We start from the raw sequence: 25,239 nt of genomic DNA on the forward strand, positions 1-25,239 counted from the left end.
AAACGGGATATTCTAGCCAATTGCGGAAGGAATAAACAGGGTTGGCTGGCCCCGGCCGCCTTCTGTCGCCGATTTCGGAGGCCATTTTGTGCTTTCTTGTGGAAAATATCGCCAGCCGCGTCATTCTGCGCTTCAGTTCTGTGCGCTTTGGCCGCTAACAACAACATGGAGTGCCGCGCACTTTTCGAGTAATCCTGTTCCTGACCCCACAAGAAGAAAGCACGATGAAAAACCTATCACTCAAGCAGAAGATACTGTTGTCTGTGGTGATCGCCCTCTCCCTGGTGATCCTGCTGCTCTCCTGGCAGAGCTACAGCAGCCAGAAGTCCCTGTTGCTGCAAGGCAGTCAGGAACAGGTACAGCGCCTCGGCAGCCAGCAGGCCGCCAGCGTCAGTGACTGGCTTGCCGCCCGTCGCGATGTGATCCAGGCCCTTGGCAACAAGGCCGGCCCCGACCCCCTCAACGCCCTGCAACAGGCCCAGGTGTCCGGCCGTTTCCAGCTCACCTATTTCGGTGAGGGCAGCGGCAAGATGAACGATTCGGATCCCTCCATCAACCGTGACGGCTATGATCCCCGCTCCCGTGGCTGGTATCAGGAAGCCATGGCCAAGGGCGGCATGATAGTGACCAAACCCTACCTGGACGTGGCCTACAACGTCATGGTGGTGACCCTGGCCCAGCCGGCCCAGGGCGGCGTGGTCGGCGGCGACCTCTCCATCGCCTCTCTGGTGGAGGATGTCACCAAGATGGCCCTGCCGGCGGACGGTGTCGCCATCCTGATGCACAAGGATGGCACCGTCATCGCCTATAAAGATGCGGCCAAGGCGATGAAGCCCGCCAGCGAGATCGACAACGATCTCTCCAATGCCCTGATCGAACAGAGCAAGAGCAGCAACAGCCTGCTCCCCGTCTATTTTGACAACGAAGGGCGCGACAAGCTGCTGTGGGCGACAGACATCCCGAACACCGACTGGGAGCTGGTGCTGGTGCTGGACAAGGCCACCCTGGAGGCGCCCCTCTCCTCCCTGCTGATGACCCAGCTCGGCCTGGCCCTGCTGGTACTGGTGGGCAGCATCATCGCCATCTCCTGGCTGGTCAGCCTGCTGCTGGGCCCGCTCGGCAAGGTTTCCCAGGCTCTGGCCCGCATCGCCGACGGTAACGGCGATCTGACCCAGCGCATCAAGATCGACGCCAACGACGAGGTGGGTCAGCTGGCCAACAGCTTCAACCGCTTCGTCGGCAGCCAGCACCAGCTGATTGGCAACATCCGCCAGCTCGCCAACGAGCTGAACGCCGATGCGGAGCGCAGCCTGGTGACCAACCAGGCCGCGGTGGAAGAGCTGCAGCGTCAGCAGCAGGAGGTGACCATGGTCGCCACCGCGGTCACCGAGATGGCGAGCGCCACCATGGAGATCGCCGGCAACGCCGAGAACACCGCCGCCGCCGCCCAGCAATCCGCCCAGAGCAGCGAGCAGGGCAAGATGCTGGTGAACCAGACTCGCCAGTCCATCAACAACCTGGCCGAGGAGGTGGGTCAGGCCACCGGCGTCATCGGCGAGCTGAGCCGCCACGCCCAGGCCATCTCCGGCATCCTCTCCACCATTCAGGGCATCGCCGAGCAGACCAACCTGCTGGCGCTGAACGCGGCCATCGAAGCGGCCCGTGCCGGTGAACAGGGTCGCGGTTTCGCCGTGGTGGCGGACGAGGTGCGGGTGCTGTCGCGCCGTACCCAGGACTCCACCCAGGAGATCCAGTCCACCATAGAGACCCTGCAGCAGACCACGGCCCGCGCGGTCAGCCTGATGCAGACCAGCCAGGGGCTGGCGGACAACAGCGTCAAGGACGCCGATGCCGCCGCCGCCGCGCTCGAAGAGATCACCCAGGCCGTCTCCCTCATCTCCGACATGGCGGGCCAGATCGCCACCGCCGCCGAGGAGCAGACCCAGGTGACCGGCGAGATCACCCAGAACACCACCGCCATCAAGGATGTGAGCGACGAGATCACCGCCGCCGCCATGCGGGATCTGGATCAGGCGCACCACCTCAAGGGACGCGCCACCAACCTGAACCAGCAGGTGTCGACCTTCATCCTGTAAGGCCGGGTCGGGAAGCGGCGCCATCCCGGCGCCCTCCCATGTCAAAGCCCCGCACGAGAGTGCGGGGCTTTTTGTTGTCCGCCATCCGGCCAGCGCCTCGATGGGATGCGTCATGGGACGCCCCCAGACGCCATGGAGGTGCAAGGTGCGGGAACCAGCAAGCAAAGAGCCCACCAAAAGGTGGGCTCATTCATACGGGGTCTGGCGCAGGGCTTACAGGAAGGGCAGGGCCAGGAACAGCTTGATCACCACGGCGTTGATGATGTCGATGAAGAAGGCGCCCACCATGGGCACCACCAGGAACGCCAGGTGGGAGGGGCCGAAGCGCTGGGTGATGGCCTGCATGTTGGCGATGGCGGTGGGAGTGGCCCCCAGACCGAAGCCGCAGTGGCCCGCCGCCAGCACGGCCGCGTCATAGTTGCGGCCCATGACCCTGAAGGTGACGAAGATGGCGTAGAGCGCCATCGCCACCGTCTGGGCTGCCAGCAGGATGAAGATGGGCAGGGCCAGGCTGGCGAGATCCCACAGCTTCAGGCTCATCAGCGCCATGGCGAGGAAGAGCGACAGGCTGACGTTGCCGAGCAGGGAGACTTCCCGATCGCTCACCTCGTGCCAGTTCAGCAGGGTCAGCAGGTTGCGCAGCAGCACGCCGACGAAGAGCACGCAGACGAACACCGGCAGCTCCAGGGCACTGCCCTTGAGGTAGAGGGAGAGCATCTCGCCCCCCTTCAGGCTGATGGCAATGAGGGCCAGGGTCTCGATCACGCTGAAGGTGGTGAGGGGGCGCTCCATGTCAGGCATCTCGAAGCCTTGGGGGGCGCCGTCACGGTTGTGCTCCTCGCCGGGCACCTGCACCTTCTTCACCAGGTAGCGGGCGACAGGCCCGCCGATCAGCCCCCCCAGCACCAGACCGAAGGTGGCGCAGGCGATGGCGAGCTCGGCGGCGGATTGCACGCCGTACTTCTCGGTGAAGATGGAGCCCCAGGCCGCGCCGGTGCCGTGGCCGCCGGAGAGGGTGATGGAGCCGGCCAGCAGCCCCATGTGCGGGTCCAGACCCAGCAGGGTGGCGAGACCGACCCCCAGGCTGTTTTGCACCAGCAGCAGGCCGGTGACCACCAGCAGGAAGGTGATCACCGCCTTGCCGCCGCGCTTGAGGCTGCCAAGATCCGCGGAGAGGCCGATGGAGGCGAAGAAGGCCAGCATCAGCGGGGTTTGCAGTGTGGTGTCAAATTGCAGTTCAAGCTGCATGGTGGAGCGCAGCAGCAGCAGCACCAGGGCGACCACCAGGCCGCCTGCCACCGGTTTGGGGATGTTGAAGGTACGCAGGGGGCCAATCCGGTTGACCAGCAGACGGCCGAGCAGCAGCACCAGGGTAGCGGCGACCAGGGTGGCGTAGGAATCAAGTTGTATCATGCGGTACTCCCATGTTGATCGGCTGTGTCTTTGGCGAGAAAGACTCACAGATTCAGCCGGGATAAAAACAGTGTGGCGCAGGCGCCAGTTCAAGAGGGGGCCACAGGCCCAGTCCCAGGCAAAAATGGGATCGATGCGAGCCCGATTTCATCAGGCATCCAGATGACATTCATGAAAAATCCGCCGGATAGTAGCAAAAATCACCGTTTATATCCATGTTCATCATATTAATGCTCAAAACAGTGCATTAACCTAGCATTTAACACTATGTCCTGGGTGTGCTCCGGCCCGCAACAATGACTGCTGTCATTTGCAGTGGCAGTCTCTATAATTCGCCAGTTTCCCGCCCATGAGCGGTACCGGGATAGGAAGTGAAGGAACCGGTTGAACCTTGAATTGTCTGCCGGTTGTCAGTCCAGAGAGAGGAGAGGGTGTGAAGAAGTCTATCTATATCGCCTACACGGGCGGCACCATAGGGATGCAGCGTTCCGACCACGGTTATGTGCCGATGGCGGGTTTCATGGAAGATTGTCTGGCCCGGATGCCCGAGTTCCACCGGCCCGAGATGCCGGATTATCATATCCACGAATATGCCCCCCTCATCGACTCCTCCGACATGACCCCGGCGGACTGGCAGCGCATCGCCGAGGACATTCGTGACAACTACGAGCAGTACGACGGCTTCGTGATCCTGCACGGTACCGACACCATGTCGTTCACCGCCTCGGCCCTCTCCTTCATGCTGGAAGATCTGCACAAGCCGGTCATCATCACCGGCTCCCAGATCCCGCTCGCCGAGCTGCGCTCCGACGGCCAGCAGAACCTGCTCAATGCCCTCTATATCGCGGCCAACTACCCGATCCACGAGGTCACGCTGTTCTTCAACAACCAGCTCTATCGTGGCAACCGCAGCAAGAAGGTGCACGCGGACGGCTTCCACGCCTTCGATTCACCGAACTACCCGCCGCTGCTCAATGCCGGCATCGCCATCTCCCTAGAAGCGGGGGAGCTGGGCGTGCCGTCCGAGCGGCCGCTGGTGCTGCACGACATCACCCCCCAGCCCATCGGCGTGGTGACCCTCTATCCGGGCATCTCGGCCGAGGTAATAGCCAACATACTGCAGCAACCGGTGCGGGCGCTGATCCTGCTCTCCTTCGGGGTGGGCAATGCGCCCCAGAACCCGGCCATGCTGGCGCTGCTCTCCGAGGCGTCGGCCCGGGGCGTCATCATAGTCAACCTGAGCCAGTGCCTGCACGGCAAGGTCAACATGGGGGGCTATGCCACCGGCAACGCCCTCTCCCGGGCCGGGGTCATCTCGGGCTTCGACATGACGGCCGAGGCGGCGCTCACCAAGCTGCACTTCCTGCTGAGCCAGGATCTGCCCGCCCCGCGCATCCGCGAGCTGATGCAGCAGTCCCTGCGGGGCGAGCTGACCCCCTGAGCATTGCCGCCCTCACCCTGGCCCTCTCCCAGGGGGAGAGGGGATAGAAGGCGCTGTTGTTGGCAGCGAGGCTTGCCATGGAGATGGCTGGCAGGTTGTCCACTCGCTATCCGCCAACTGCGGGCCTGCTCCCTTCTCCCCTGGCGGGAGAAGGGCTGGGGATGAGGGGGATATGTCACCCAGCAGAGCGAAGAAAAAGAGAGGGGAGCCATTATGGCTCCCCTCTCTGCTATGTCATGCGAACAGGCTCGCGACTGGCGGCAAGGCTTAGTGACTGAGATCGATACGGACTATCTCTTCCTCATCGCGGTGCTTCGATGCTTGAGCTCGCTCTCAGTGGTTGATCTCGATACGGACTATCTCTTCCTCATCGCGATACTGGCGCTTGAGCTCGCTCTTGCTCTTCATCACGATCTCGCCGTCGCGACCTATGTTCATGTGCTCGGGATCGGCAAGGTGCATCGCCTGCCAGGCCATGACGGCCTGCAGCGAGGTGGCCTTCTGCTCCTCGGTGAGGGGCTGGCCGTCCGGCCACTTGCCCAGCTCGACCGCGGTCTTGAGCCGCTCGTACACTTCCTTGGGCATCTGCCCTATCACTTGTTGAAACGACATCGGCCTCTCCTTGCAAATTGAGCCATGAAGGGATCAGGTGGGCAGATCCTGGCGTACTATGCCGGTAGATCCTCGCGGACTATGCCGGCAGATCCTGGCGGACTACGCCGGCCATCTGCTCCATCACCCGCACTACCTGACAACTGTACCCGAACTCGTTGTCATACCACACGTACAGCACGCAGTGATCCCCCTCGGCTATGGTGGCCTGGGAGTCCACTATGCCCGCGAAGCGGGAACCCACCATGTCGGAGGAGACCAGCTCTGTGCTGGCGCTGAAGTCGATCTGGCGGTGCAGGGCCGAGCTCAGGGCCATCTGCTGCAGATAGGCGTTGAGGCTCTCCCGATCCGTGCTTTGCTCCAGCGACAGGTTGATGATGGCCAGCGACACATTGGGGGTGGGCACCCGGATGGCGTTGCCGGTCAGCTTGCCCTTGAGCTCGGGCAGCGCCTTGGCCACCGCCTTGGCGGCGCCCGTGCTGGTCATCACCATGTTGAGGGCCGCGCTGCGACCGCGTCGCTCCCCCTTGTGATAGTTGTCGATCAGGTTCTGATCGTTGGTGTAGGAGTGCACCGTCTCCACGTGGCCGTGGCGGATGCCGTACTTGTCCTGCATCACCTTGAGCACAGGGGTGATGGCGTTGGTGGTGCAGGAGGCGGCTGAGATGATCTTGTCATCCGGGCCTATCACTTCGTGGTTGACCCCGAACACCACGTTCTTCATCTCCCCCTTGCCGGGGGCGGTCAGCAGCACCCGGGCGGCGCCGCGCGCCTTGAGGTGCTCGGACAGACCCGCCTCGTCACGCCAGACCCCGGTGTTGTCGACGATCAGCGCATTGTCGATGCCATGGGCGGTGTAGTCGATGTCGGCCGGGCTGTTTGCGTAGATCACCTGGATGAAGGTGCCGTTGGCGATGATGGCGCTGCGCTCGTTATCCACCTCGATGGAGCCGTTGAAGGGGCCGTGCACCGAGTCGCGGCGCAGCAGGCTGGCCCGCTTCTCCAGATCCCCCTCGCGGCCGCCGCGCACGACTATGGCGCGCAGGCGCAGGGAGTTGGCGGCGCCGGTGCGCTCGATCAGCAGCCGGGCCAGCAGGCGGCCGATGCGGCCAAAGCCGTAGAGCACCACGTCGGTCGGTGCCGGCACGCTGCCCCGGTTCAGGGCCGGGGCCAGCTTGGCGCGCAGGTAGTCGTCTATGCCGGCTTCATCCTGGTGATCCTGCCAGTAGCCCACCGCCAGCTTGCCGAGGTCCACTTCGGCGGCGGTCGGGTTCAGGGCGACCATGGCCTGGAGCAGGGGGAAGCTTTGCTGGATGGGGAGGGGAGTGCCCTGGTGGCGGCGAACGACCCGATGGGCCTTGAGGATGTCGATGGTGGAGGCGTTCTGCAGGGGGCGCCCGTAGACGGTGATTTCTATCCCTTGCTGGCGGTAGAGGCGACCAATCAAGGGCTGCATGGCTTCGGCGAGCTCCTGGCTCTCCTGCCACGCCTGCAAGTAGTGCTCGTGGGTCATTAACCAGATCCTTTATTTCACGTTGTTGAAGCAAGTTGCCTGGGCAAATTGAAATTCGTCGAATGCAGATCAGTGTAGGGCTGACGGTTTCGTTATATTATTCTGCAGTCGCGGCCTTATACGGCGCGCGCATTGTAATGGATATGTAGCCTGTTTGCTAGTTGGCGGTGGCCAGGGCGGGTTGCGATTGTTACCAACCAGATGTGAACCATGACCCTATTCTCACAGCGTCCGTTACTGCTCCCTCTCGCCTGTTGTCTGACGCTGATGGCCTGCGATGACGACAGGATCCACAACATTTGCTCCCAATATCCCGCCCTGTGCGCGGACCTGGTGGACGACGGCTGGTGTCGCCATGAGCGCAGCGATGTCATCCGCGCCCGCTACTACCTCCAGGAGGAGGGGACGGACAGGCAGAGGTACGAGCTGATGCGCGGCCTGGAGCGTTATCTGCAGTGCGCCGAACACTCCACCAACATCGAATACAAGCGGGCCCGGGAGCAGAAGAGCCCCAGGGTGGAGGGCATGCTGGCCGCCGGCACTCAGCTGGAGCAGCTGGATGCGCAGACCCGTGGCTCCCAGGATCCCTATCTGCTGCTGTGGCACTGGACCAACAACACCAATCCCGCTGCCCGTGCCAGCTTCCTGGCGCTGGAAGGCACCCCCGCCCTCGAGGAGCCTGAGTTGCAACTGGCCCTGGGGGGCATCTATGCCAAGAGCGAGCCCCAAAAGGCCATCGCCCTGATGCATCATGCCCTCTCCCTCTATGGGGAAGGGGACAAGGTCAACAGCCGGATCCTCACCGCCCTCAGCACCCTCTACATGGGGCAGAAGGCGTTTGATCAGGCCTATCTGTGGGGCAAGGTGAGCGAGTCATTCCAGGAGAGTCCCGAGGTCTCGTCCACCCGTCTCGGGATCTACCACGCCATCGGCAAGGCGCAGCAGGAGGGGCTGGACGAGCAGGCCGCCACCATAGTCGACGCGCTCAGAGCCGGGAGCTACCAGGCCCCATGATACCGCTGCCATCCGGCGCCCCCGAGTGGGCCCATGCCTTCGACATTCGCCTCGTCCATGGTCAGGTGCCCTGCGAGGGGCGGGTGCTCGAGCGGACCACGGTCAGGGCCGTGGTGATGCGCGGGGATGAACTGCTGCTGGTGCATTCTCGCGTCAACGGGGATCTCATGTTCCCCGGGGGCGGCATAGAGGCGGGGGAATGTCACCATACGGCCCTGGCCCGGGAGCTGCGGGAGGAGTGCGGTGCCGAGCTGGTGGCCGTGGGCCTGCGGCTTGGGCAGACCCGGGAGTTTCGCGCCGCCCGCGAGGCCGACTACGACGCCTACTGCATCCGCTCCTTCTACTACCTCTGCCAGGTGGGGGAAGCCTGGAGCGAGCCGCGCCCCCAGCCCTACGAGATACGGCTTGGCTTCACCCCGGGCTGGTTCGCACTGGAAGAGGCCCTGCAGACCAACAAGACCCAGCTGGCCGGTCCCTGCCCCCAGTGGACGGTGCGGGAGACGAGGGTGCTGGCCGAGCTGCAGCACTGGGTGGATGCGGGCCTGCTGGGCTGACCGCCATGGAGTGCTGAGGATAAAAAAACCGCCATTCGGCGGTTTTTTTATTGTCGCTGCCGGATCAGGGCACGCAGACCGGGCAGAAGGCGTAGGTGCCTTGCGGGTCATTGAAGCGGGTCAGCGGGTCCAGGCTGCGGTTCATCTCCACCAGCGCCTTGCCAAACCCGGCGGGCAGCCAGCTTTGCAGATGCGGGGCCAGCGCCTGGGCGCTGCTGTCAAACAGCTCGCGCAGGAACTTGTCCCTTGCCGACTCTTCCGGCGCTATGGGGGTGACCTGCCAGCTCTTGAGGTTGGCGAGCTCGGCGGCGGCCTTGAGGGCGTCGTCCAGGTTGCCGAACTCGTCCACCAGCCCCAGCTCCTTGGCATCCTGACCGGTCCAGACCCGGCCTTCGGCGGCTTTCTCCGCCTCTTCCGGGCTCAGACCCCGGCCCTTGCCGACCAGACCGACGAAGCGCTGATAGGTGTCTTCCACGCTCAGCTGGATAGCCTGACCGACATGTTCCGGCAGGGCCCGGGTCAGCCCGACCCCCACGAAGTCCGTGGTGCCGACGCCGTCGGTGTGCACCCCGTACTGGGAGAGCGCCTTGTCGATGGTGGCGAACATGCCGAACACCCCGATGGAGCCGGTGAGTGTGGTGGGGGAGGCGAAGATCTTGTCCGCATCGGCGGAGATCCAGTAGCCCCCGGAGGCGGCGTAGCTGCCCATGGAGATGACCACCGGCTTGCCCGCCTGTTTCAGGGCCAGCAACTCGGCGCGGATCTGCTCGGCGGCGAAGGCGCTGCCCCCCGGGCTGTCGACTCGCAGTACCACGGCTTTCACCTGATCGTCGCGGCGGGCCTCGGCCAGCAGATCGGAGAGGCTGTCGCCGCCTATGGTGCCAGCCGGCTGGATCCCGTCCATGATGGCGCCGCTGGCGGTGATGAGGCCCACCTCATCCTTGCCGCTCTGGGGATATTGCTCGGGGATGGCGGCCAGATACTCTTTCAGGCCGACCCCTTTCCAGCCGTGATCCTCGCTCTCGCCCACCTCCTTGATGACCGCCTGGGTCATCTCGTCCCGGGTGGCGAGCTGATCCACCAGACCGTTGTCGAGGGCGTAGCTGGCGGCATTGCCACCGGCCTTGCGCAGCAGTTCGAGGAAGTGATCCTTGTTCGGCGCGACCGCATCGGGCTCTATCTCCCGCTGCTCGGCCACGTCGGTGACATAGGATTGCCACAGCTGATCCAGCCAGCGCTGGTTCGCTTCCTTGCTCTCGGGGGACATCTCGTCACGGGTATAGGGTTCGACGAAGGATTTGTAGGTGCCGACCTTGAACACATGGGGGGTGACATTGAGCTTCTCCAGCGCCGACTTGAAGTAGGTCTGGTAGACCCCAAAGCCTTCGATCAGCACGGCGCCGCTCTGGTTGAGCAGCACGTGATCGGCATGGGCGGCGAGCAGGTAGGCGCCCTGGCTGTAGTAGTCGGCCATGGCGATGACCGGCTTGCCGCTCTCCTTGAATGCGTCTATGGCGCTCGTCACCTCCTGCAGCTTGGAGAGGCTGGCCCCCTGCAGTCCCTGGGGCTTGATCACCAGCGCCTTGATGCGATCGTCATCCTTGGCACTCTTGATGGCCCACAGCAGGTCGGAGAGGACGATTTCGCTCGGCTGATCGTCGCTCTTCTCCATCTGCCGCAGCAGTTGCACCGTCGGATCGGTCTGGGTGCGTTGCTCTACCAGCACGCCGGCGAGATTGAGGGTGAGGGCGCCCTCTATGGGGGTGCCGGGTGTCTCGCTCTGGTTGAGGCTGAAGGCGATGACCAGCACGACGACGAGAAACAGCAGATTGACCAGCATCAAGCGGGTAAAGTTGAGCAGACGCCAGAGGCTGCGAAACAGCCACCCCAGACCTTTGAAAATAGACATAGCCGTGCTAACGCCCTGTTAATGGGTAGAGAAGGGCATTATTAACCAGTTGACCCGCCAATTGCCATTTTCCCTTGGCCGTGATCGCTCCCCCTGGCTTCGGGACACGGCTGTTCGCTGAAAAAATGTCCAAACATTTGTTTGAAAAAGGATTTTCGATTCTTTACTCTAGCCTCAGTTTGATAACAAAAAATTAACTGGAGGCCCTGTGAGCCGCTACCCCACCCTGCTGACCCCGCTCGACCCTGGTGTTACCCCGATCAAGAACCGGGTCTTGCATATGGATTCCTGCGTGCTGGCCTCGAAAAGGAGTTCATCATGAGCCTGTATCCAACGCTGCTGACTCCCCTGGATCTCGGCTTTACCCAGCTCAAGAGCCGGGTATTGCATATGGATTCCTGCGTGCTGGCCTCGAAAAGGAGTTCATCATGAGCCTGTATCCAACCTTGCTGACTCCCCTGGATCTCGGCTTTACCCAGCTCAAGAACCGGGTACTGATGGGTTCCATGCACACCGGTCTCGAGGAGGAGAAGGGGGGCTTTGACAAGCTGGCCGCCTTCTACGCCGAGCGCGCCCGCGGCGGTGTCGCCCTCATCGTCACCGGCGGCATAGCCCCCAACCTGCGGGGGCGCCTGGTGCCCCATGGCTCGCAGCTCAGCTTCCCCTGGCAGGTCGCCAAGCACAAGAAGGTGACCGGCGCCGTGCATCAGGAGGGGGGCAAGATAGCCCTGCAGATCCTCCATGCCGGTCGCTATGCCTATCATCCGTTCAGCTTGGCGCCGAGCGCCATCCGGGCTCCCATCTCTCCGTTCAAGCCGCGGGCCATGAGCGAGCGGCAGATCCGCGGCACCATCAGGGACTTTGCCTCGACCGCGGCACTGGCCAAGGCGGCGGGCTATGACGGGGTCGAGGTGATGGGGTCGGAAGGCTATCTCATCAACCAGTTCATCTGCGAGCGCACCAACCAGCGCAGCGACGGCTGGGGCGGCAGCAGCGAAAACCGCATGCGTTTCCCGCTGGAAATCGTGCGGGCCATTCGCGAGCGGGTCGGCAGCGACTTCATCATCATCTTCCGTCTCTCCATGCTGGATCTGGTGGAGAAGGGCTCCTCCCTGGAGGAGGTGATAGCGCTCGGGAAGGCGCTGGAGCAGGCCGGGGTGAGCCTCATCAACACCGGCATCGGCTGGCACGAGGCGCGCATCCCCACCATAGCCACCAGCGTGCCGCGCGGGGCCTTCAGCTGGGTGACCGCCGAGCTGAAAAAGCACCTCACAGTGCCCCTTATCACCACCAACCGCATCAACACCCCCGAGGTGGCCGAGCGCATCCTGGCGCAGGGGGAGGCGGATATGGTCTCCATGGCGCGCCCTTTCCTGGCGGATCCCGAGTTCGTCATCAAGGCCGCCGAGAACCGGGCGGACGAGATCAACACCTGCATCGCCTGCAACCAGGCCTGCCTGGATCACGTGTTCAAGCAGAAGCGTGCCTCCTGCCTGGTCAATCCCCGCGCCTGCTTCGAGACCGAGCTGACGTTTGGCCGGGTGCCCCAGCCCAAGAAGCTGGCGGTGGTGGGGGCCGGGCCGGCCGGGTTGGCATTCGCCTGCTACGCCGCCGAGCGCGGCCATCAGGTGAGCCTGTTCGATCAGGCGCCGACCATAGGCGGCCAGTTCAACTTCGCCAAGCAGATCCCGGGCAAGGAGGAGTTTCACGAGACCCTGCGCTACTTCGCCAGGCGGCTGGAGAAGTGCGGCGTCGAGCTCTATCTCGGCCAGCGCCAGAGTGCCGAGAGCCTGCTTGGCGGTGGTTTTGACGAGGTGATCCTCGCCACCGGCATACGTCCTCGCACCCCCAACATTCCCGGCATCGATCACCCCAAGGTGCTGAGTTACCTCGACGTGCTGCGCGATGGCAAGCCGGTGGGCGACAAGGTGGCGGTGATCGGGGCCGGCGGCATCGGCTTTGACGTGGCCGAGTTCCTGGTGGAGAAGAAGGCAGAGGGGAGCACGGATCATCATCGCGATCACTGGCTCAGGGAGTGGGGCATCGACAAGAGCCTCGGCGAGCGCGGCGGTCTGATGACGCCTGTGATCGACGCGCCCGAGCGCCAGATCTGGCTGCTCCAGCGCAAGGAGAGCAAGGTGGGGGATGGCCTCGGCAAGACCACAGGCTGGATCCACCGCACCGTATTGAAGAACCGCAAGGTGCAGATGCTCTCCGGCGTGCAGTACCTGCGCATCGACGACGAGGGGCTGCACATCCAGGTGGGGGAAGCCAGACAGTGCCTGCCGGTGGATCAGGTGATCATCTGCGCCGGACAGGAGCCCCTGCGGGAGCTGCAGGCCGGCCTGCAGGCGGCGGGCAAGCCGGTGCACATCATAGGCGGTGCCGACGTGGCGGCGGAGCTGGACGCCAAGCGCGCCATCCGCCAGGGGGCCGAGCTGGCGTCCGTCATCTGAGCCGGCTCATCGCGTAGGAAAGGGACCAATGGGTCCCTTTTTTTATGGCTCACCCCGGCCCGGGCAGTTTCACCGGGGACGGTATTGTTGTATTTGTGGTATTCAAACGTTCTCTGTTTGTATCCATTGCATGGTCGAATGCCATTGGGGCTGGGCGCAGATGGGAAGCCGATGGGAAGATCGGCCAGATCCCGGCGAGCCCCGGAAGCGGGCAATGGGCGCCGTCTATCAATAGGAACTCTCTGTCGGGTGCCGGATGCACCTGGGATCGGTAAAGGAAACCCAGCAAATGAGCCTAGCTACATCACGGATACCCACTCAGGGGGCTGTTCATCGCTTGAGTGCCATCGCCTTGGGCATGGCGATGACCCTGCACGGCACCACCGCCAGCGCCGACCCTGCGGGACGGCTCATTTTTCTCGGCTGGACCGCCGATCAACAACATTCCGTCTGGCTCTCCGCCATCTCCCCCGGCCAGTTCGAGGTCGAATCTGCCAAGCAGAGCCAGATCTATGACAGCTGGCGGCAGGATCACAAGGGGCTGCACCTGACCGTCTCGCCGGAGGCGCAGAACGGGGGCACGCACAAGCTGTATGCCTATGTCGATTCAAACGGCAAGCGGGTCCTGCTCGACACAGATAACCAGCAACCCGGTCATTTCACCTTCCCGGACCATTTCACTCCGCCTGATCGGCCCTCACGGCCGACTTCGCCACCCCAGGGGTTGATGCCGACTCTGCCGGGTGGCGTGCAGCCACCGGTCGGCACTTTGCCGCCGCAAGGGGTGATGCCGACTCTGCCGGGAGGCGTGCGACCACCGGTCGGTACTCTGCCGCCGCAAGGGGTGATGCCGACTCTGCCGGGTGGCGTGCGACCACCGGTCGGCACCCTGCCACCCCAGGGGATGATGCCGACCCGTCCTCCCCTCGGCGGCATCAACCGACCCGGTGGTGTGCAGCCGCCGGTCGGTACTCTGCCGCCGCAAGGGGTGATGCCGACTCTGCCGGGTGGCGTGCGACCACCGGTCGTCACTCTGCCGCCGCAAGGGGTGATGCCGACCCTGCCGGGGGGCGTGCGACCACCGGTCGGCACGCTGCCACCTCAGGGGGTGATGCCGACCCGTCCTCCCCTCGGCGGCATCAACCGACCCGGTGGTGTGCAGCCGCCGGTCGGCACTCTGCCGCCACAAGGGGTGATGCCGACTCGCCCACCGCTGGGGGAGAGGCCCTTCATCACTCTGCCGGGGACGGTCGAGCCTCCAGTTGCGTTGCCAGGCAGGGTGACAGCGGGTCAGCAGGCGAGTGAACGCGCCCTGAACGAGAGGACGCTGTGCGTGATGGCCGAGGAACGGGATCAGTTGCCCCAGGAGCTGCGAGATCGGTATCCCGATTGCCCCTTCACCCGTGTCGAGCTGGCGGGGGGCCAGGTGGCCAGCCAGACCCAGCCTGCCCCCTTGCCGGAGGGACGGAGCTGGAACCTGTGGGTGGACGAGGTCTATTACGACATCTCGGATCACCGCGAGGGGTTGGACATGTCGGGCTCGACCAATGTGTTCAGCCTGGGGGCGGATACCCGGCTCGACAACGATCTCATCCTCGGCATCAGCGTCGCCCGGGTCGACAGCAAGGTGGACTCCTTCAATGGCGGCATGCGGCTGTCCGCCGGTGGTTACAACCTAAGCCCTTATCTGGCGTACCCGGTGTCGGCCAGCTGGATGCTGGATGGCAGCCTGGTGTATGGCTGGATGGATAACAATCAGGACCTCCTGTTCCTCTCTGGTGATTATGGCTCTACCTCCGTTGGCGGCAGCCTGGGGGCCACCGGTCAGTACTTCTGGGAAGCAACCTCGGTGCGACCGCGGCTGGCCATCAACTACAGCCACAGCCGCAGCGACGGCTATCGGATGGAGGGGGATTACCAGGGGCTGGCACTGAGGCTGAATCGGGACAGCGACAGTTACAACCAGGGCAACATGACGGGAACGGTCGAATTCAGCCGTGTCTATTACACCAGCAAAGGCCTGCCTCTGATGCCTTATGGGGAGCTGGGGCTGGATTATGGCTTTGAGCGGCCGAACGATGGCTATATCCTGACGGGTGATCTCAGCTCGGCCCGCACCGAACCGCTCAGCGGCACTGTGCGACTGGGGATGCGCACCCTGATTGGCGGCGAGGCCACCCTGACCACCAGTGCCGGATACACCAGCATTGGGCAGAATGGGCTCAACATCTGGGAGTGGCGTATCAACCTGTCCAAGCCGTTCTGACCCCTATCGACAGGGCGGATCATCGCCCTCATGACCTAGAAGGAGCATCGAATGGATGCACTGACACTGCTGCTCAATCGCCACTCCTGTGGCCGTCTGACCACCCCGGCCCCGAGTGGCGAGGTGCTCGACAATATTCTGAAGGCCGGCCTGCGGGCGCCGGATCACGGCACCCTGACCCCCTGGCAGTTCATCCTGTTTGAAGGGGAGGGGCGCGAGCGTCTGGGGGCCCTGCTGGCGGACGCCGCTCGCGCCCGCGGCGAGGATGAAGATAGCATCGAGAAGAGCCGCGCCGCGCCCCTGCGCGCCCCCCTGCTGGTGGCCGTGGCGACCCGCTATCAGGCACACCCCAAGGTACCTAAGCTGGAGCAGGAGCTCTCCGCCGGCTGCGCCCTGATGGCGATGCAGATGGCGGCCCAGGCACAGGGGTTCAACGGCATCTGGCGCTCCGGCTGGTTCATCTTCGACGAGGGGATCAATCAGGGACTGGGGCTGGCACCGGACGATCAACTGGTGGGCTTCCTCTACCTGGGCACCCCCATGCTGGAGGCGCGCAAGCTGCGGGAGTTACCTGTTGCTGACTTCGTCCGTCGCTTCTGAGTCGAAGATAGTGCAGAAAAGCCCTGATTATTCAGGACTTTTTTATTTCCCCCCAAATGGCGTCAGGCTGTACTGATAAATGGAAACTTGCCAAGGGGGAGTTCGGGCTTGCCTGGGAATTTTTTGAATAGTGAGAGGCTGTTCTCAATCCTGGTTGATTACCCTATGTAAAACGTTTGCGCCCCGTTATTATCCCATTGCCAGTTTAGAAGGTGACCCCTTCTAATTTTCTGCGATGAGAGTCGCAATTCCGTAGCACCTTTTTACAGCCCAGCGTCGTCATGACATTGGGCTTTATTTTTATGGGCGGTTTTCTGCGCCAGCACCACGGCGTCTGTGGGCGGCATCTTTTTACCGTCTCTCCGGGCCTTGGTGACATCGGGCTGTACGTTTATGGGCCCCTACCTCCCGGTCACTGGCATCTAGACCCTGGCGGGCAGGATGCGGGCCGGATTGCCCACCACCCGGGCTCCGGCCGGGACGTCTCTGGTCACCACGGCCCCCGCGCCGACTATGGCCTCCCGCCCTATGGTGATCCCCGGCAGCAGTATGGCGCCACCGCCGATCCAGACCCTGTCTTCTATGGTGACCGGCAGCGCCGTCTCCACCCCATGAATGCGCTCATCGGCGTCCAGGGCGTGGGCGGCGGTATAGATCTGCACGTTCGGCCCTATCATGACGTCGGCGCCGATACGGATAGGTGCGTTGTCCAGCAGGGTGGCCCCCATGTTGATGTAGCTGCGCTCGCCAAGGTGGATGTGGCGGCCATAGGTGCAGTAGAGGGGCGGGCAGATAAAGGCGCCCTCCGCCAGCTCGCCGACGATCTCGCTGAGCAGAGCCCCTTGCTCCTCCTCCTCGCTGCGATTGAAGTGGCGATAGCGGCGCGCCGTCTCCCGGCGCAGGAGATCCAGCTCGGGGGCCATGCAGTTGTAAGGTTGGTTGGCGATCATCTTTTCGTATTCGGTCATGGCTGGGCCTCAATGGGGTGGAGGAGGAGAGCATAAGCCATCGAGGGGGATAGAAGCGTGAAGCTCTCCCCAGAGTGGGCAGAAGGGCGCGCAGCTGGCACCGGGAAACGACAAGGGCACCCTGGAGTGCCCTTGTTGGTCTGCATAGAAGGATAACGCTCTCTATCAGCCGTGCTTGCGGCCTGAGAGACGGCACCACTCTTCCTTCACCGCGGTCGGGTCCATGTCGAACCACTGGCCGTAGATGGTCTCCAGCTCCGGGGCCTGGCTCTCCAGCACGCCGGAGAGCGCCATCAGGCTGCCGGGCTTGCCGTGGCCGGCGATGAGCGGCGCCAGCTCGCGCAGCGGGCCGGCGAGGATGTTGGCGACGACGACGTCCGCCTCGACGTCTTGCGGCTGGTCGGCCGGCAGGTAGAGCTCGATCTGGCCGGCGACGCCGTTGCGCTCGGCGTTGTCATGGCTGGCCTGGATGGCTTGGGGATCGATGTCGATGCCGATGACCCGGGCGGCGCCGAGTTTGAGGGCGGCGATGCCGAGGATGCCGGAGCCGCAACCGAAGTCGACCACCGTCTTGCCGGCCAGATCCAGCCCGTCCAGCCACTGCAGGCAGAGCGCCGTGGTGGGGTGGGTGCCGGTACCGAAGGCCAGGCCCGGATCCAGCATGACGTTGACCGCATCGGGATTCGGCACGTCGCGCCAGCTCGGGCAGATCCAGAGGCGCTCGCCGAACTGCATGGGGTGGAAGTGATCCATCCACTCGCGCACCCAGTCCTTGTCTTCCAGCTGCTCGACCTTGTAGCCGACGTCTTCCCCGAAGATCTGCTGGAAGAAGGCGATGGTGGGAGCCGGGTCGGTTTCGGCATCGAACAGCCCCATCACCTCGGTCTCGCCCCAGAGCGGCGTTTCACCAGGCAGTGGCTCGTAGACGGGCACATCCTGGGCATCCATAAAGGTCACCGCCTGGGCTCCACGCCCCAGCAGCATGTTGCTCACCTTGTCCGCGGTCTTGGCGGTGGCGTTGATTCGAATTTGTATCCAGGGCATGGGGTCGACTCTTCATAAATGTGAAACTGCGGGATTCTATCATCATGGGCCTGTGCTGTCGTGGTTTGCCCATGATGGGATGGGGAAGGAAGGCAACTCTGCCAAGTTGGCACGGTTAATGTATTCCTTACTGGGTGACGGGAAGCAACTTGTTCCCGCTGAATGCTTTGCTCTATGAAGTTCCGTCATCTTTTTCAGCCACCTTCGGGTGGCTTTTTTTATGCCGGCGCGCTGAAAAACGGTCATTTTGCGGGTAAAAGCAGACATTGGCACGCAATCTGCAAAGTTCCACATGTCCTGCATAAGGATATGTGTGTGATTGTTACCCCAACGTTCAGGTTTTGAGGGCCATCCCGGCGGGATGGCCTCTTTTTTATGGTTTTTTCGGGGGAAGGGTCCGTCAGGGGCCCAGATCGGCTGCGGGGCTGTGCACTCTTGGGGCTTGTCACTGGTGATCTCACCCCATGATGGTGCATTTTTTACCTATAAGGGAATAGGCAGCATGGCTGCGGGGATCCTTGGTGGCAAGGGCCTCAGCTGGCGAAGCCGCTCATGTCGATCACCAGCTTGCCCACCATGCGGCCCGCCTCCAGCTCGCGATGGGCCTGTGCCAGGCTGGCCGGAGTCAGTTCGGGCAGGGTGCGAGTGAGCGTGCTCTTGAGCACCCCTTGGTCCAGCAGGGCGGCGACCCGGCCGAGCAGCTGGTGCTGCTCGATCATGTCCGGGGTCTGGAACAGGGAGCGGGTAAACATGAACTCCTGGCTGAAGGTGACGCTCTTGGTCTTGAGCAGGCCCAGATCCCAGGGCTCGCTGGATTCGGCAATGGTGCAGATGTGACCGAAGGGGCGAATGAGGCTCGCCATGGCGGCCCAGTGCTGCTCGGTGGCATTGGTGCAGAAGATGGTATCGAGCTGGCGGATGCCAAGGCCGGCCAGCTCTTCCTGCAGGTTGTGATGGCTCACGACCTGGTGGGCGCCCATGGCCAGGCACCAGTCACGGGTTTCAGGTCGGGAGGCGGTGGCGATCACCTCCATCCCGGTGAGCTGGCGGGCCAGCTGGATGGCGATGGAGCCGACGCCGCCGGCGCCGCCTATGACAAGCAGTCGCCCGGTACTTTCGCGGTTGAGGCCGATGCGCTCGAACAGGGTTTCCCAGGCGGTGATGGCGGTCAGGGGCAGGGCGGCGGCTTCCAGGTCGCTCAGGGTCTTGGGGGCGAGGGCGGCGATGCGCTCATCCACCAGTTGCAGGGCGCTGTTGCTGCCGGGGCGGCTGATGTCGCCGGCATACCAGACCCTGTCCCCCGCCTTGAACAGGGTCACCTCGCGGCCCACGGCCACCACTTCCCCCACGGCATCCCAGCCCAGCACCCGAGGATTGCTCTCTACCTTGGCCTTGGGGGCGCGTACCTTGGTGTCCACCGGGTTGACCGAGGTTGCCGTTACTTTCACCAGCAGATCCCGTGGGCCCGGGGTCGGATCCGGCAGCTCGGTTTCGATGAAGCAGTGGGGGTGATCGCTTGGCAGATAATGGGTGAGGGCGATGGCTTTCATGGCTGTTCCTTTCAAATCGCTATGAGTGGGATTGCCAGAGAGTCTAGTCTGGTTGATTATTCCGATTAAGATAGATAATCGGGACAGACTGTTTGTATATATGAACAATGTCGAACTGGAGTTGATGGGGCTGTTCGCCACCGTGGTGGAGCAGGGCAGTTTTACCGGGGCGGCCGAGGTGCTCGGCATGCCCAAGTCCTCGGTGAGCCAGAAGATCTCGCGCCTCGAGTCACGGCTCGGGGTGCGGCTGTTGCAGCGCACTACCCGCAGGCTCAGCCTGACCCCCCAGGGGGAGGTCTATGTGGAGCATTGCCAGGCCCTGCTGGCCCTGGCGAGAAGCGCCAATCTGGCCATGGCCAGGCTGCGCTCGGCCCCGGCAGGCCGGGTGCGGATCACCGCCCCCGAGGCGACCGGTACCCTGCTGCTTGGCCGGATCCTGGCCCAGTTTCGCGCCCTCTACCCCGAGGTGGTGCTGGAGCTGACCTTGAGTGACGAGCAGCTGGACCTGGTGGGAGAGGGCTACGATCTGGCGCTGCGGGCGGCGCCGCTCAAAGATTCCAGCCTCATCTGCCGGCGTATCGGCCAGGTGGCGCGTCACCTGGTGGCGGCCCCGGGTTATCTGGCAAGCCAGGGCACGCCGCAGCAGCTGGCGGAGCTGGGGGGGCATGCCTGCCTGGTGCATGGGGCGCTGCCGGTGTGGCCACTGCAGGAGGGGGGTTGGCGACCGCAGGGGGCCTGCCTCAGCAACAGCCTGCTGGCGCTGAGGGAGCTGGCGCTTCACGAAGGGGGGATCGCCCTGTTGCCGGATCACGTCTGCCGGGACGATCTGGCGGCGGGGCGCCTGCTGAAGGTACTGCCGGATCACCCCATACCCCCCAATCCCTTCTACCTCATCTATCCGAGCCGCGAACACCTGGCCCCCGCCCTGCGCAGCCTGATGGACTTCGTTGCCGAGCGGCTGCCCTTCGCCTGATCAGCGGTGCTGGCTGAGGGGAGCCTGGCCGGGCTCGAGGCCGAGGGGGACCGACTGGCGCTCTGCCAGCATGCGGATCTGCCCCTCGATGAGGCCGGCGTTGGGGCCCAGTACCAGCACCAGCTGATGCTCGTTGAGCTGGATCCAGGAGAGGCAGCCTAGCCTGGCCAGACGGGACTGATCCACCAGCGCCATCTCCCGCACCCGCAGGCTGAGGCGCGTCAGGCAGACGCTCATGGCCTGCAGGTTGTCCATGCCTCCCAGCATCTTGAGGTACTGGATGGCCAGCATCTGGGGATCCGTGGGGGCCACGGTCGCGAGCTGGGGCAGATCCTCGGCGATGGGCTTGCTCGGCAGGCTGAGGGGGGCGTATTCAAGCAGCCGGGAGAAGACCAGGGCATAGATGACGAAGAACAGGATGCCGAGGGGAATGAGCCAGAAACTGTGCTCGCCGGCGCCATAGCTGAGCACCAGATCCAGCAGCCCGGCGGAGAAGTAACTGCCCACCTGGATGCCGAGCCCGCTGCAGATGGCCAGCGACAGCCCGGTCAGCAGGGCATGGGCCAGGAACAGCCAGGGGGCGGTGAAGGCGAACAGGAATTCGATGGGTTCGGTGATCCCCACCAGGGCCGAGGTGAGCGCCAGGGTGAGCAGCAAGCCCCCCTGCGGCAGGCGTCGCATCCGCTGGCGATGGAGCCAGATGGCAAAGCAGGCGCCGGGCAGGCCGAACATGATGACCGGATAGAGACCCGCCACATAGCCCTCGTGCAGCGGCTGGGCGGCGGAGAGCGCCTGCAGGTTGCTCTCCCCCAGCCCCATGAGGCTGCCCAGCACCTGGTGCAGGCCGAGGGGGATCAGCAGCCGGTTCAGCACGCCGTAGCAGAAGGCACCAAACGGCGTGGTGAGCAGGTCGGAGGCGAGCAGGGTGATGCCTTGCTCCAGCAGGGGCCAGAGCAGGGCCAGGGGCACGACCAGCAGCAGGCTGGCCAGGGCCGATAGCAGCAGGCCGGGCAGCTCCTCCTGCAGCGGCCGCAGCCAGCCGGGGAGGGAGAGGTTGCGGGTCCAGGAGCAGACCATGGCGGTGGTCAGGCCTGCCAGCAGGCCGCAGATCATGTCCGCATGCAGGCCGGGCTGCAGGGTGGCGAGCGCCGAGCTCAGCAGCAGGAAGTTGACCGCGCCGGCCAGAGCCTGCGCCCCTTGCCCCTGTCGGCTCAGCCCGAAGGCGATGGCCACCGCATAGATGAGCGGCATCTGGCTGAAGAGGGCGCGTCCGGCCAGGGAGAGCACCGCCAGATCCAGCACGTCCGGCTGGCCGAGCCGATAGAGCAGGGCCGCCAGCGGCAGAATGGAGACGGGCAGCAACAGGGCATAACCGAGCCGTTGCAGGGACTGGGTCAGGATCTTTCTGGCGTTCTGGACTGGCATATGGGCGCGGCATTTTGTGACGTGGCGCACATTTTACCCACTCGCACCCATTTGGGAATAGGTGCGAGTCCCTTTATTGGCCCCTTTCTTATTTCTGATCAAACAATCGGCGAACCGCCTGATCCGGGGCCGGGGTCAGCAGGCTGACCAGGATGAAGGCCACAAGGCCGAGCGCCAGGCTGGGCACTATGGCGTGCAGGCCGGCCAACTTGATCCCCCATTGACTCAAGACCCCGTAGCAGACAATGCCTGACACCATGCTGGCCAGCGCCCCGGGGCCATTGGCCCGCGACCAGTAGAGGCCGAGCACCAGGGGCCAGAGGAAGACCGCCTGCAGGCCGCCGAAGGCGAGCAGGTTGAGCCAGATGATCATCTCGGGGGGCTGCAGTGCCGCCAGCAGCACTAGCGTGCCGAGGATCAGGGTACAGAGCAGGGAGAGCCGTGGAATGCGCACCTCCAGCTTCTCTTGGCGAGGATTGAGGTAGTTGAGGTAGAGATCCTTGACCAGGGTCGCCGAGGCCTGGATCAGCTGGGAGTCGATGGTGGACATGATGGCCGCCATGGGGGCCGCCAGGAAGACCCCGGCCAGCCAGGGGGGCAGCACCTCCATCATCAGGGAGGGCATGATCTTGTCCGGGCTGTCCATGCCGGGCAGGATGGCGCGGCCTAGGGCGCCGGCGAGGTGCATGCCCAGCATCAGCAGGGCGCTGACCACGGTGCCGATGAGGATGCCTCTGTGCAGCGCCTTGCTGTCCCGGTAGCCGAAGCAGCGCAGGGCCGAGTGGGGCAGCCCCACCACACCGACGCAGACCAGGATCCAGAAGCTCAGCATGAAAGGCTGGGTCAGCATGTCGCCGGCGCCGGTCGGGCTCACCAGCTTGGGATCGATCACCTTGAGCTGGTGGATGAGGTTCGGCAGGCCGTCACCGGCAATCAGGATCCCCGCCAGCAGGGCCCCTGTGCCGATCAGCATGATGATGCCCTGCAGGGCATCCGTCATCACCACGGCGCGAAAGCCGCCGATCACCGTGTAGAGCAGCACGCAGCTGGCAAACAGGAAGAGCCCCTGCTGGTAGCTGAGGCCGGTCGCCGTCTCCAGCAGGCGGGCGCCGCCGATGAACTGCACCACCATGGTGGCGATGAAGGCGAGGATGATGGTCACCGAGCCCAGCACCACCACCCACTTGCTGCGGTAGCGGGCCCACAGCATGTCGTTGATGGTCACCGCATTGACCCGGCGGGCTATGATGGCGAACTTCTTGCCAAGCACCCCCAGGGTGAGCCAGACGGTGGGCAGCTGGATCATCGCCAGCAGCACCCAGCCCAGGCCTATCTTGTAGGCGGCACCCGGCCCGCCGATGAAGGAGGAGGCCGAGGTGTAAGTGGCCACCAGCGTCATGGCCAGCACCAGGCCGCCCATGCTGCGGTTGCCGATGAAGTACTCCTGCACGAAGTCCCCCCCGGCGCGGTGGCGACCGGCCCAGAAGCCGACCCCGAGCACCAGTATCAGATAGACGAAGAGCGGCAGCATCAACTCAAGATTCATGGGATGACTCCTGGGGGGCCAGCGGGACCTCGGTAAACCGGGGATCCGTCATGGGTTCAGTACGCGGCTCAGGAGTCATGAGGGGGCTCCTCGGTGTCCAGAGGAATGTCGACGAACAGGCGATCCACCATGAGCGCGCACAGGCCGATGAACAGCAGTGGCATCAGCATGCAGCTGAGCAGGAACCAGAGCGGCATATCCCAGAGTTCCAGCTCTTCCGGGATGAAGTAAGCGGTGCCATACCAGGCAACGAAATAGAGCAGGGTCAGCAGCAGGCAGAGGGCTGCTTCCCGACGGGCGAGCGCGAAACGATTCACCTTGGCCTCCGACAATTTTGAGGGGCGCAAGGATAACAAAAAAGGGCCATGTCGCCATGGCCCTTTTTCAACAGAGGCTCCTTGCGGAGCAGACTTCCATCGGAAGTTAGATCCTTACAGACCCAGCGTCTTGTGCAGGTAGTGGCTGTTTGTGCTACCACCGTGCGCTAAGTTGCAGGGTCCGAGACCTCTTACAGACCCAGCTTCTTGTGCAGATAGTGGATGTTGGTACCACCGTGCTGGAAGTTCTCGTCCTTCATGATCTCTTTTTGCAGGGCGATGTTGGTCTTGATCCCTTCCACCACCAGCTCGTCGAGAGAGTGACGCATGCGGGCGATGGCGATGTCACGGTTCTCACCGTAACAGATCAGCTTGCCGATCATGGAGTCGTAGTAGGGGGGCACCTTGTAACCCGCATAGATGTGGGATTCCCAGCGCACGCCCAGACCGCCCGGCGCGTGGAAGCGCTGGATGAGACCAGGAGAGGGCATGAAGGTGGCCGGATCCTCGGCATTGATCCGGCACTCGATGGCATGGCCACGGAGGCGGATGTCCTGCTGGGTGATCGACAGGGGCTGGCCGGCGGCGATGCGCAGCTGCTCCTTGATGAGATCCACGCCGGTGACCATCTCGGTGACCGGGTGCTCGACCTGGATCCGGGTGTTCATCTCGATGAAGTAGAACTCGCCGTTCTCGTACAGGAACTCGAAGGTGCCCGCACCGCGGTAGCCGATCTCGAGGCAGGCGCGCACGCAGCGCTCACCGATGAACTTGCGCATCTCTTCGGTGATGCCGGGTGCCGGCGCCTCTTCCACCACCTTCTGGTGACGACGCTGCATGGAGCAGTCTCGCTCACCCAGGTAGAGGGCGGTACCCTGGCCATCTGCCAGCACCTGGATCTCGATGTGGCGCGGGTTCTCCAGGTATTTCTCCATGTAGACCATGTCGTTCTTGAAGAACTGGCCCGCTTCGGATTTGGTCAGGGCGATGGCGGCGGCCAGCTCCGACTCGTTGCGCACCACGCGCATGCCACGACCACCACCGCCACCGGCGGCCTTGATGATCACGGGGTAGCCGATCCGCTTGGCGATGGTGGCGTTGCGCTTGGCATCGTTGTCCACCGGGCCGTCGGAGCCGGGTACGCAGGGGACGCCCGCCTTCTTCATGGCTTCGATGGCGGAAACCTTGTCACCCATCAGGCGAATGGTCTCGGCGCGCGGGCCGATGAAGATGAAGCCGGATTTCTCGACCACTTCGGCGAAGTCGGCGTTCTCGGAGAGGAAGCCGTAACCCGGGTGGATGGCGACGGCACCGGTCACCTCGGCGGCGGCTATGATGGCCGGCACGTTGAGGTAGGACTCACCGCTGGCGGGTTTGCCGATACAGATGGTTTCGTCGGCCAGGAGCACATGCTTGAGCTCCCGATCGGCAGTGGAGTGAACGGCCACTGTCTTGATCCCGAGCTCTTTGCAGGCGCGCAGGATCCGCAGGGCAATTTCACCGCGGTTGGCGATGACTACTTTGTCCAACATGGGTGGCGTC

Annotated in this window: 19 protein-coding genes; 8 read left to right on the forward strand and 11 right to left on the reverse strand. The window is 63.8% G+C overall.

Going from position 1 to position 25,239, the window contains the following annotated elements:
- Nucleotides 1-224: 224 nt before the first annotated feature.
- On the forward strand, nucleotides 225-2,096 hold the full coding sequence (locus AC3WR3_RS07570) for a methyl-accepting chemotaxis protein (protein WP_139437272.1): 1,872 nt from the start codon (nucleotides 225-227) through the stop codon (nucleotides 2,094-2,096).
- Between the two features lie 213 nt (nucleotides 2,097-2,309).
- On the opposite strand, the gene gltS is transcribed toward AC3WR3_RS07570, so the two are convergent.
- The gene (gene gltS / locus AC3WR3_RS07575; protein ID WP_005326527.1) at nucleotides 2,310-3,509 is read right to left on the reverse strand and encodes a sodium/glutamate symporter; all 1,200 of its coding nucleotides are present in this window, start codon (nucleotides 3,507-3,509) and stop codon (nucleotides 2,310-2,312) included.
- A 433-nt stretch (nucleotides 3,510-3,942) separates the two neighbouring features.
- On the opposite strand from gltS, the gene ansA reads away from it, so the two are divergent.
- Complete coding sequence (gene ansA / locus AC3WR3_RS07580) at nucleotides 3,943-4,950, forward strand: asparaginase (protein ID WP_042648756.1); 1,008 nt, start codon at nucleotides 3,943-3,945, stop codon at nucleotides 4,948-4,950.
- Nucleotides 4,951-5,283: 333 nt separating this feature from the next.
- Here ansA and AC3WR3_RS07585 read toward each other — a convergent pair whose 3' ends face one another.
- Together AC3WR3_RS07585 and AC3WR3_RS07590 are read right to left on the reverse strand one after the other, a co-directional pair.
- A complete protein-coding gene (locus AC3WR3_RS07585) occupies nucleotides 5,284-5,562 on the reverse strand; it encodes a YeaC family protein (protein ID WP_139437274.1) in 279 nt (92 codons plus the stop codon).
- Nucleotides 5,563-5,641: 79 nt separating this feature from the next.
- Nucleotides 5,642-7,075, reverse strand: a complete 1,434-nt coding sequence (locus AC3WR3_RS07590) for a glyceraldehyde-3-phosphate dehydrogenase (RefSeq protein ID WP_492291567.1) — start codon at nucleotides 7,073-7,075, stop codon at nucleotides 5,642-5,644.
- A gap of 210 nt (nucleotides 7,076-7,285) precedes the next feature.
- On the opposite strand from AC3WR3_RS07590, the gene AC3WR3_RS07595 reads away from it, so the two are divergent.
- Together AC3WR3_RS07595 and AC3WR3_RS07600 are read left to right on the forward strand one after the other, a co-directional pair.
- On the forward strand, nucleotides 7,286-8,089 hold the full coding sequence (locus tag AC3WR3_RS07595; protein ID WP_479758390.1) for a DUF2989 domain-containing protein: 804 nt from the start codon (nucleotides 7,286-7,288) through the stop codon (nucleotides 8,087-8,089).
- Nucleotides 8,086-8,643: an NUDIX domain-containing protein gene (locus AC3WR3_RS07600; RefSeq protein WP_025326004.1), complete on the forward strand. Its 558-nt coding sequence runs from the start codon at nucleotides 8,086-8,088 to the stop codon at nucleotides 8,641-8,643. The genes AC3WR3_RS07595 and AC3WR3_RS07600 overlap by 4 nt, the downstream gene beginning before the upstream one ends.
- Before the next feature lie 64 nt (nucleotides 8,644-8,707).
- Here AC3WR3_RS07600 and sppA read toward each other — a convergent pair whose 3' ends face one another.
- On the reverse strand, nucleotides 8,708-10,552 hold the full coding sequence (gene sppA / locus AC3WR3_RS07605; RefSeq protein ID WP_492291568.1) for a signal peptide peptidase SppA: 1,845 nt from the start codon (nucleotides 10,550-10,552) through the stop codon (nucleotides 8,708-8,710).
- A gap of 428 nt (nucleotides 10,553-10,980) precedes the next feature.
- Here sppA and AC3WR3_RS07610 point away from each other — a divergent pair, with 428 nt between their 5' ends.
- The 3 genes from AC3WR3_RS07610 (at nucleotide 10,981) to AC3WR3_RS07620 (ending at nucleotide 15,874) form a co-directional block, all read left to right on the forward strand.
- A complete protein-coding gene (locus AC3WR3_RS07610) occupies nucleotides 10,981-13,008 on the forward strand; it encodes an oxidoreductase (protein ID WP_492291569.1) in 2,028 nt (675 codons plus the stop codon).
- 289 nt (nucleotides 13,009-13,297) lie between these two features.
- On the forward strand, nucleotides 13,298-15,274 hold the full coding sequence (locus AC3WR3_RS07615; protein ID WP_492291570.1) for an autotransporter outer membrane beta-barrel domain-containing protein: 1,977 nt from the start codon (nucleotides 13,298-13,300) through the stop codon (nucleotides 15,272-15,274).
- Nucleotides 15,275-15,325: 51 nt separating this feature from the next.
- On the forward strand, nucleotides 15,326-15,874 hold the full coding sequence (locus AC3WR3_RS07620; RefSeq protein ID WP_492291571.1) for an NAD(P)H nitroreductase: 549 nt from the start codon (nucleotides 15,326-15,328) through the stop codon (nucleotides 15,872-15,874).
- 422 nt (nucleotides 15,875-16,296) lie between these two features.
- Here AC3WR3_RS07620 and AC3WR3_RS07625 read toward each other — a convergent pair whose 3' ends face one another.
- From AC3WR3_RS07625 to AC3WR3_RS07635, 3 genes are all read right to left on the reverse strand, one after another.
- The gene (locus AC3WR3_RS07625) at nucleotides 16,297-16,842 is read right to left on the reverse strand and encodes a sugar O-acetyltransferase (protein ID WP_492291572.1); all 546 of its coding nucleotides are present in this window, start codon (nucleotides 16,840-16,842) and stop codon (nucleotides 16,297-16,299) included.
- A 165-nt stretch (nucleotides 16,843-17,007) separates the two neighbouring features.
- Nucleotides 17,008-17,886 (reverse strand): 50S ribosomal protein L11 methyltransferase, encoded by an 879-nt coding sequence (gene prmA, locus AC3WR3_RS07630; protein WP_005317670.1) that lies wholly within the window; start codon nucleotides 17,884-17,886, stop codon nucleotides 17,008-17,010.
- 533 nt (nucleotides 17,887-18,419) lie between these two features.
- Nucleotides 18,420-19,436, reverse strand: a complete 1,017-nt coding sequence (locus tag AC3WR3_RS07635) for a zinc-binding alcohol dehydrogenase family protein (RefSeq protein WP_492291573.1) — start codon at nucleotides 19,434-19,436, stop codon at nucleotides 18,420-18,422.
- 100 nt (nucleotides 19,437-19,536) lie between these two features.
- Between AC3WR3_RS07635 and AC3WR3_RS07640 the strand changes: the two genes are divergently transcribed.
- A complete protein-coding gene (locus AC3WR3_RS07640) occupies nucleotides 19,537-20,409 on the forward strand; it encodes a LysR family transcriptional regulator (protein WP_202046552.1) in 873 nt (290 codons plus the stop codon).
- On the opposite strand, the gene AC3WR3_RS07645 is transcribed toward AC3WR3_RS07640, so the two are convergent.
- The 4 genes from AC3WR3_RS07645 to accC all read right to left on the reverse strand — a co-directional run bounded on the left by AC3WR3_RS07645 (nucleotide 20,410) and on the right by accC (nucleotide 25,229).
- Nucleotides 20,410-21,834: a PTS transporter subunit EIIC gene (locus tag AC3WR3_RS07645; RefSeq protein WP_202046551.1), complete on the reverse strand. Its 1,425-nt coding sequence runs from the start codon at nucleotides 21,832-21,834 to the stop codon at nucleotides 20,410-20,412.
- Between the two features lie 88 nt (nucleotides 21,835-21,922).
- Nucleotides 21,923-23,380, reverse strand: a complete 1,458-nt coding sequence (gene panF / locus AC3WR3_RS07650) for a sodium/pantothenate symporter (protein ID WP_202046550.1) — start codon at nucleotides 23,378-23,380, stop codon at nucleotides 21,923-21,925.
- 68 nt (nucleotides 23,381-23,448) lie between these two features.
- Nucleotides 23,449-23,697, reverse strand: a complete 249-nt coding sequence (locus AC3WR3_RS07655) for a YhdT family protein (RefSeq protein ID WP_330847497.1) — start codon at nucleotides 23,695-23,697, stop codon at nucleotides 23,449-23,451.
- 191 nt (nucleotides 23,698-23,888) lie between these two features.
- Entirely contained in the window at nucleotides 23,889-25,229 is a 1,341-nt protein-coding gene (gene accC / locus AC3WR3_RS07660; protein WP_025326014.1) for an acetyl-CoA carboxylase biotin carboxylase subunit, read from the reverse strand.
- Between the last annotated feature and the right edge of the window lie 10 nt (nucleotides 25,230-25,239).

Source organism: Aeromonas sp. EU05-FHT14A05 (assembly GCF_058791175.1).

Coding starts and splice junctions, on each gene's coding strand:
- AC3WR3_RS07640 (WP_202046552.1), top strand. CDS start 19,537: ATGAACAATGTCGAACTGGAGTTGATGGGGCTGTTCGCCACCGTGGTG.
- AC3WR3_RS07615 (WP_492291570.1), top strand. CDS start 13,298: ATGAGCCTAGCTACATCACGGATACCCACTCAGGGGGCTGTTCATCGC.
- AC3WR3_RS07610 (WP_492291569.1), top strand. CDS start 10,981: ATGAGCCTGTATCCAACCTTGCTGACTCCCCTGGATCTCGGCTTTACC.
- gltS (WP_005326527.1), bottom strand. CDS start 3,509: ATGATACAACTTGATTCCTACGCCACCCTGGTCGCCGCTACCCTGGTG.
- AC3WR3_RS07625 (WP_492291572.1), bottom strand. CDS start 16,842: ATGACCGAATACGAAAAGATGATCGCCAACCAACCTTACAACTGCATG.
- prmA (WP_005317670.1), bottom strand. CDS start 17,886: ATGCCCTGGATACAAATTCGAATCAACGCCACCGCCAAGACCGCGGAC.
- sppA (WP_492291568.1), bottom strand. CDS start 10,552: ATGTCTATTTTCAAAGGTCTGGGGTGGCTGTTTCGCAGCCTCTGGCGT.
- AC3WR3_RS07590 (WP_492291567.1), bottom strand. CDS start 7,075: ATGACCCACGAGCACTACTTGCAGGCGTGGCAGGAGAGCCAGGAGCTC.
- AC3WR3_RS07645 (WP_202046551.1), bottom strand. CDS start 21,834: ATGCCAGTCCAGAACGCCAGAAAGATCCTGACCCAGTCCCTGCAACGG.
- AC3WR3_RS07600 (WP_025326004.1), top strand. CDS start 8,086: ATGATACCGCTGCCATCCGGCGCCCCCGAGTGGGCCCATGCCTTCGAC.
- AC3WR3_RS07595 (WP_479758390.1), top strand. CDS start 7,286: ATGACCCTATTCTCACAGCGTCCGTTACTGCTCCCTCTCGCCTGTTGT.
- accC (WP_025326014.1), bottom strand. CDS start 25,229: ATGTTGGACAAAGTAGTCATCGCCAACCGCGGTGAAATTGCCCTGCGG.
- panF (WP_202046550.1), bottom strand. CDS start 23,380: ATGAATCTTGAGTTGATGCTGCCGCTCTTCGTCTATCTGATACTGGTG.
- AC3WR3_RS07635 (WP_492291573.1), bottom strand. CDS start 19,436: ATGAAAGCCATCGCCCTCACCCATTATCTGCCAAGCGATCACCCCCAC.
- AC3WR3_RS07585 (WP_139437274.1), bottom strand. CDS start 5,562: ATGTCGTTTCAACAAGTGATAGGGCAGATGCCCAAGGAAGTGTACGAG.
- AC3WR3_RS07620 (WP_492291571.1), top strand. CDS start 15,326: ATGGATGCACTGACACTGCTGCTCAATCGCCACTCCTGTGGCCGTCTG.
- AC3WR3_RS07570 (WP_139437272.1), top strand. CDS start 225: ATGAAAAACCTATCACTCAAGCAGAAGATACTGTTGTCTGTGGTGATC.